Source organism: Mesorhizobium sp. M7A.F.Ca.CA.002.15.2.1 (assembly GCF_003998715.1).
Taxonomy (GTDB): domain Bacteria; phylum Pseudomonadota; class Alphaproteobacteria; order Rhizobiales; family Rhizobiaceae; genus Mesorhizobium; species Mesorhizobium ciceri.
In genome coordinates, this window is the sequence record NZ_RZPI01001156.1 from 1 (window position 1) to 792 (window position 792).

A 792-nucleotide genomic window follows, 5' to 3' on the forward strand; every position below is an offset into this window, starting at 1 on the left:
CCTTCATACCGCGCCCGCCACCACCGGCCGATGCCTTGATGATCACGGGATAGCCGATCTCGGCGGCAATGCGCCTGGCTTCCTTTTGGTCGGTGACGGCACCGTCCGAACCGGGCACAACCGGAATGCTGAGGCGCTTGGCGGTTCGCTTGGCCTCGATCTTGTCGCCCATGATGCGGATATGGTCGCCGGACGGACCGATGAAGGTGATGTTGTGCGCGGCCAGTATGTCGGCGAACTTGGCGTTCTCCGACAGGAAGCCGTAGCCCGGATGCACGGCGTCGGCGCCGGTGATTTCGCAGGCCGCAACGATCTGATGGATGTTGAGATAGCTGTCGCGCGATGGCGGCGGACCGATGCAGACGCTCTCGTCCGCGAGCCGCACATGCATGGCGTCGGCATCGGCGGTCGAATGCACCACCACCGTCTGGATGCCGAGTTCCTTGCAGGCGCGCAGTACCCGGAGGGCGATTTCGCCGCGATTGGCGATGAGGATCTTCTGAAACATCAGGCCCGCTCTACTCGATCACGACGAGCGGCATGCCATATTCGACCGGCTGCGAATCCTCGAAAAGGATCGCGGTCACCGTGCCGGCGCGTGGCGAGGGGATCTGGTTCATCGTCTTCATTGCTTCGATGATCAGCAGCGTCTGGCCTTCCTTGACCTTCTGGCCGACTTCGATGAATGCCTTGGCGTCCGGCGACGGAGCCAAATAGGCCGTGCCGACCATCGGTGAGGTGACCGCATTCTTGGAAAGGTCCGCCACCACAGGCACGGCAACGGCGGCAGCC

The 792-nt window shown here is 63.1% G+C and carries 2 protein-coding genes; both read right to left on the minus strand.

From position 1 onward, the window contains the following. Positions 1-508, minus strand: a 508-nt coding sequence (locus ENZ74_RS33335) for a biotin carboxylase N-terminal domain-containing protein (protein WP_281059770.1), incomplete at its 3' end; no start/stop codon positions are given. Between the two features lie 10 nt (positions 509-518). Next, the coding region (gene accB / locus ENZ74_RS33340) for an acetyl-CoA carboxylase biotin carboxyl carrier protein (RefSeq protein WP_127313362.1) at positions 519-792 on the minus strand (274 nt) is incomplete at its 5' end.